Source organism: Vibrio jasicida CAIM 1864 = LMG 25398 (assembly GCF_000400365.1).
Lineage (GTDB): Bacteria > Pseudomonadota > Gammaproteobacteria > Enterobacterales > Vibrionaceae > Vibrio > Vibrio jasicida.
Genome location: NZ_BAOG01000231.1, coordinates 1 through 5,812 on the forward strand (window position 1 = coordinate 1; position 5,812 = coordinate 5,812).

Consider the following 5,812-nt stretch of genomic DNA (forward strand, 5'->3'; position numbering starts at 1 on the left):
ATGGTGGAGGGGGACGGATTCGAACCATCGAAGGCAGTGCCGGCAGATTTACAGTCTGCTCCCTTTGGCCACTCGGGAACCCCTCCAAAATTTCATGCCATTCTTACTACAATTGCTTCTTAAAGAAGCAGGAAAGAATGGTGCCGACTACCGGAATCGAACTGGTGACCTACTGATTACAAGTCAGTTGCTCTACCTACTGAGCTAAGTCGGCATAAGTGGTGCGCATTCTATTGAATGATTTTCTAGGTTGCAATAGGTATTTTAAAAAAAATCGTAAAATTTAGCTTTTTAGATTCAATTGCTGCAAATTCATACAAACCTCACTTTTTAAAGCAAACTTTCGAGCTTTGTCGTTTGCTTTAAACGATGCTTGTTGTATGTTCTTGCTCTCTATTAAACCAAGGATCAAAGAGACTCATGAGTCCATTTTTGTCATTTGACCGTGCTGAATGGGCAGAACTACGAAATTCTGTCCCGATGACACTCTCTGAAGACGACTTAACCGCGCTTCAAGGCATTAATGAAAACCTCACTGTAGAGGAAGCGGTAGAGATTTACCTTCCTTTGTCTCGTCTATTGAACTTATATGTTCAAGCTCGTCAGAGTCGCAACTCAGTATTACAGCAATTTCTCAATACAGAAGAGCATGCTCCTCCATTTGTCATCGGTATTGCTGGTAGCGTTGCGGTAGGGAAAAGTACGACTGCGAGGCTGCTGAAGGCCCTTCTATCTCGCTGGGAGAATCATCCAAAAGTCGCGTTAGTGACAACCGACGGTTTCTTATATCCAAAGAAAGAACTGGAAGATAAGGGCATCATGCATCGCAAAGGCTTTCCCGAGTCGTACGACATAAAGCGTTTAGTTGAGTTTGTTTCCGATGTGAAAGCAGGTAAACCTGACCTTACAGTGCCAGTCTATTCCCACATTACCTACGACATTACCGAAGAGCTTAAAACCGTTGAGCAGCCAGATATATTGATCATTGAAGGTTTAAATGTTTTGCAAAGCGGTATGGATTACCCACACGATCCACATCGAGTGTTTGTGTCGGATTTTCTAGACTTCTCTATTTACGTTGATGCTGAAACAGAGACCGTCGAGCAATGGTACGTAGAACGATTTTTGAAATTCCGTCGAGGAGCATTCACCAAACCTGGATCCTATTTTAGCCACTATACCCAACTCTCAGTAGAAGAAGCTAGGAACAAGGCTAAGCAGATTTGGCATGATATTAATGGGCTCAATTTGGAACAGAACATTCTTCCTACTCGAGAAAGGGCCCACTTAATACTGCATAAAGGGCCAAGCCATTTGGTTGATAAGGTATCGTTGAGAAAGTAGTGCTGACTCGTTAATGTTAATCGGTTTTTCTTAAGGAGATCTCGCCGCCAATGTAGGTCTCCAAACCATTGTTGGTTTCTAGTACTACCCCACCTTGTTGATCGATACCTTTTACAATGCCATGAATCTCTCTTGGCCCCATAAGTAACTTAACCGGACGGTCTATAAAATTATCTAAACGATTCCAACGATCAACAAACCCCGCCAGACCAGTCATTTCATATTCTTCTAGTGCGATCTTCCAGTGTTCAATAAGGTTGAGTGCCAGAACGGTGCGGTCGATTGTTAAACCATCACTGACTTGACTCAACGTTGTCCAAGGCTGATCAATCTCAGGCTGTATGTCCGGCATCCCAATGTTCAACCCCATCCCGATAACAAGATGAGCGGCACCACCGGCTTGGCCTGACATTTCGACTAAAATACCTGCAAGTTTTTTATCTTGGAAATAGAGGTCATTGGGCCACTTCAACTTCACACCTTGAACGCCCATACTTTCGAGCGCTTCTACTGCCGCAATACCAACAACAAGGCTTAATCCCATTGCTGCAGCCATACCTGCGTCCAGTCGCCAGTACATAGACAAGTAGAGATTTGTCCCAAAAGGTGAAATCCACTGACGGCCACGACGTCCTCTGCCTTTAGCTTGGTATTCCGCTAAACAAACTCTTCCTTTGTCTGACTCATTCACTCTTTCCAGCAAATACTGGTTGGTTGAATCGATAACAGAGATCAGCTCGATTTGACTATCAAGTTTCGCTTTGAGTGTATCTCCGTCTAATAGTTGTAGGGGGTGCGCCAGTTGATAACCTCGGCCTTGGATACGATAGATATCCACACCCCACTCATTTAACCCTTTAATGTGCTTTGCGATTGCTGCTCGAGAGATGCCAAGGCTCTCCCCAAGTGCTTCACCTGAATGGAAATCGCTGTCGCTTAAAGCTTTGAGGATATGGAGCTTTGCGTTATGTTCTTTTCTCATCGAGCAGCCTCTATCTCAGAAAGGGTTGTCTCAGCATGACTATTCATAAAACGCACTTCATGCTCAAGCTCTATTTGATACTTATCCCAAACCGTTTTCTTTACAAGAGAAGCCAAAGTCACCACATCTTCCGCGGTACAGTTATCCACATTGGTAAGCACTAAAGCTTGTAATGGGTTCACTTGGGCACCGTTAACCGAGGTACCTTTTAGCCCACACTGATCAATCAGCCAACCGGCTGCCACTTTCATCCCACCTTTTGCAGGATAGGCGACCATGGTGTCATGCTGCTGGATAAGTTGATCATAATGATCTTGACTGATCACTGGGTTTTTAAAGAAACTCCCTGCATTACCCACTTTAGTTGGATCAGGTAACTTCTCCATGCGCACTTGGCAAACTCGCTCAAATATTGCGTTAGGGCTAAGTTCTTTTTCAGGAATAGACTGTAGAGGGCCATATTGATTGACGGGTTGCCACGTTTTGGGCAGTTTAAGGCCAAGCGCGGTGATAAAACACTTCTCATACAGAGAATGCTTGAATATCGAATCACGATAACCAAACAGACATTCTTCTGCACTCATACGTGTAGTTTCAAAAGTCTCTAGGTCAAGAACATCAACATAATCACAGATGTTGTTGAGCTCTACTCCATACGCTCCGATGTTCTGAATCGGTGCAGAACCCGCACAGCCAGGGATAAGAGCTAAGTTTTCAAGGCCACCAATATCTTGTTTTACACACCATTCCACTAATGCGGGCCAGTCTTCACCACCATCAATATGCAGCTTGTAATACTCATCCGTTTCACTCACTTGTTTACCAAGTAATCGGTTGATAATCACAAGCCCTTCATAATGCTGAGTAAAGAGCATGTTACTCCCTTTACCTAAAAACAGTTTTGGTAATTTTTTAAAGGTGTCGTTCTTGAACAACTGTATGACATCTTCTACAGATTCAACAATCGCCAAATAGTCGCAAGTTTGCTCGATACCAAATGTATGAAAAGCCTTAAGGCTCGCGTGTTTCTTAATTTCCATAGTGGATTTGCAACGCCAGATGAGATTCTCTTAAACTATGGACATTCTACATTAGTTATCTTTTAGCCGCAGTGACAATACCAGACTCATTAATCATAGAAGTGTTAAATCCGATCAAACTTCCTCTCATTAAGAGGTTGTATAAAGCGCATTATCCGGCAGGCCGAGCCAAACGGGATGAGTTAATCATTACCGCCAGCGTCAAAAATGGCATTGTTGCGCTATTACGAATGAAAACCATCGAAAAATCACGATTGCTTACAGGGATGCTAGTCGTGCCAGAATTTCGTGGGACTGGCGTCGGCAGTGCTCTGCTTACTTATTGCGAAAACACAGTTTTCACCAGTGGTGATTATTGCTTCGCTTTTAAACATTTAGAGAATTATTACGCTCAGCATGGGTTTGAAACCATTGATAGCTCTGAATTGCCAAACTCGTTAAAAATGGCTTATTTGCGGTACGTAGACAGTGGTAAAGATCTCATTCCAATGCAATTCACCACTTCTGACGTTCTAAACGACGTGGTTTTGTAGCCAGAGAATTCATATCTTTGGTAAAATATCAGGTTCGCAATATTGCACTTAATTAAGGTACTCACACCGGTATGATAGTAAGTAGGAACCCATTCGAACAGTTGCCAAGTCTCGCAGTCAAGCCTGAAGACTTTGAAGTTCTGCACGCAGCAGAAACTTTCAGAACTCGTCTTCTTGATGCGATCAGCAAAGCAACGTCGCGAATTTACCTAGTCGCTCTATATCTGGAAGATGATGAAGCTGGACGTGAAATTTTCACAGCGCTTTATGAGGCGAAACAGCGCAACCCTGGATTGGACATCAATATCTGTGTAGATTGGCACCGAGCTCAACGTGGTCTCATTGGTGCAGAGTCATCAGAGGGCAATTCCGCGCTATACAAAGCATTCGCTAAAAAATACCAACATTCGATTCCGGTATACGGCATTCCTGTACGAGGAAGAGAGGTCTTCGGCGTACTGCATTTAAAAGGTTTTATTGTTGACGATACCGTTATTTATAGCGGCGCTAGCTTAAACAACGTCTATCTTCAATACAATGGTCGTTATCGTTTCGACCGTTACCATGTGATTCAACATAAAGCACTTGCTGACTCCATGGTCGGTTTCATCCAGAGTGAGATGATAGCTCACCCAGCAGTAAACGACCTTGCTGGTAAGGACAAACCAGAAACTAAAGAAATCAAAGCTGCAATTCGTCAACTGCGTTCTTCTCTCGCTCGTGCTGATTATGAGTTTTCGCCAGAGAGTGCAACAGAAGAAGAGGTAAAAGTGACTCCTCTTGTTGGCTTGGGTAAGCGACGTAATCAACTCAACATGAAAATCGTTAAGTTACTCGCTGCCGCTCAAAATGAAATCTTCATCTGTACACCTTACTTCAACTTTCCTAAAGCGATTCATCGTGAAGTAAAACGTGCAATGAAACGCGGGGTGAAAGTAACGATTGTTGTTGGAGATAAAACAGCAAATGACTTCTATATTGCTCCGGAAGAAGAATTTAAAACTATTGGTGGTTTGCCATATCTTTACGAATTGAACCTTCGCCGTTTTGCAAAAGCCAACGAAGCGAACATTGCAGCTCGTAAGCTTTCTATCCACTTATGGAAGCACGACAACAATAGCTTCCACCTAAAAGGTATTTGGGTAGATAAACGCTACATGCTCATGACAGGTAATAACCTGAACCCACGCGCATGGTCACTAGACTTAGAAAATGGACTATTGGTGCAAGATAACTACGCTAAGATGACGGATAAGTTTGAGCAAGAAGTAGCAAACATTCTCGAGCATACTCAACTTATCTGTACTTACCGACAGTTAGAAAAGGTAGAAGATTACCCAGAAAGCGTTCAGAAGCTTGTTCGTAAGATCACTCGCATCAAAGCTGACGGCGTACTTAAGCGTATCCTTTAGAAACTAATAAAGAGTCAAAGCCCAGTATGAAAGTACTGGGCTTTTTTGTAGGTTGTAAATCACGGTTCGCCTACCCCTGCCCAACGAACTAAATAGACAAATATTCAGATAACAGGTACTTATCCCTCCCGAAGAAGAAAGAACCGAGCCTGAATGTCGGATAGAACATCAAGTAAGCGAACGCACCCGCGTCCGACAAACTGATACTAATACGGTGGAATTGGACCTTTTTCTAAAAACTAAAAGCAAACAAGTTTCATAATCTTTGACTGAAGCTTTGTACATAAAAAGAGGTGGACTGGGCCGGCACTCCGGAGATTCGATGGGAAATGCAGCCAAGCGGACTGCGCACCAAGGGACGCCAAGTTATCCTAATATCACTTGTTAGAAGTGATAAAAACGAAAAAGGCTCCAGCATTTCTGCTAGAGCCTTAAATATGGCAGGGGTGGAGAGATTCGAACTCCCAACACGCGGATTTGGAATCCGCTGCTCTGCCAATT

The 5,812-nt window shown here is 43.4% G+C and carries 6 protein-coding genes and 2 tRNA genes; 3 read left to right on the forward strand and 5 right to left on the reverse strand.

What is annotated here, in order from left to right:
* Position 1: 1 nt before the first annotated feature.
* Both VJL_RS27110 and VJL_RS27115 read right to left on the reverse strand, forming a co-directional pair.
* Positions 2-86: transfer RNA gene (locus VJL_RS27110), tRNA-Tyr, on the reverse strand.
* Positions 87-138: 52 nt separating this feature from the next.
* Positions 139-214: transfer RNA gene (locus tag VJL_RS27115), tRNA-Thr, on the reverse strand.
* A 206-nt stretch (positions 215-420) separates the two neighbouring features.
* Between VJL_RS27115 and coaA the strand changes: the two genes are divergently transcribed.
* Positions 421-1,344, forward strand: coding sequence for a type I pantothenate kinase (gene coaA / locus VJL_RS27120; protein WP_038873865.1), 924 nt, complete (start codon positions 421-423; stop codon positions 1,342-1,344).
* Between the two features lie 16 nt (positions 1,345-1,360).
* On the opposite strand, the gene birA is transcribed toward coaA, so the two are convergent.
* Together birA and murB are read right to left on the reverse strand one after the other, a co-directional pair.
* The gene (gene birA, locus VJL_RS27125; protein WP_038882461.1) at positions 1,361-2,326 is read right to left on the reverse strand and encodes a bifunctional biotin--[acetyl-CoA-carboxylase] ligase/biotin operon repressor BirA; all 966 of its coding nucleotides are present in this window, start codon (positions 2,324-2,326) and stop codon (positions 1,361-1,363) included.
* On the reverse strand, positions 2,323-3,366 hold the full coding sequence (gene murB / locus VJL_RS27130) for a UDP-N-acetylmuramate dehydrogenase (protein ID WP_038882462.1): 1,044 nt from the start codon (positions 3,364-3,366) through the stop codon (positions 2,323-2,325). The genes birA and murB overlap by 4 nt, the downstream gene beginning before the upstream one ends.
* 101 nt (positions 3,367-3,467) lie before the next feature.
* Between murB and VJL_RS27135 the strand changes: the two genes are divergently transcribed.
* Positions 3,468-3,899 (forward strand): GNAT family N-acetyltransferase, encoded by a 432-nt coding sequence (locus tag VJL_RS27135; RefSeq protein WP_038882464.1) that lies wholly within the window; start codon positions 3,468-3,470, stop codon positions 3,897-3,899.
* Between the two features lie 71 nt (positions 3,900-3,970).
* On the forward strand, positions 3,971-5,311 hold the full coding sequence (pssA, locus tag VJL_RS27140; RefSeq protein ID WP_038873871.1) for a CDP-diacylglycerol--serine O-phosphatidyltransferase: 1,341 nt from the start codon (positions 3,971-3,973) through the stop codon (positions 5,309-5,311).
* Positions 5,312-5,567: 256 nt separating this feature from the next.
* Here pssA and VJL_RS30155 read toward each other — a convergent pair.
* On the reverse strand, positions 5,568-5,812 hold a 245-nt coding region (locus VJL_RS30155), incomplete at its 5' end, for a hypothetical protein (protein ID WP_227741181.1).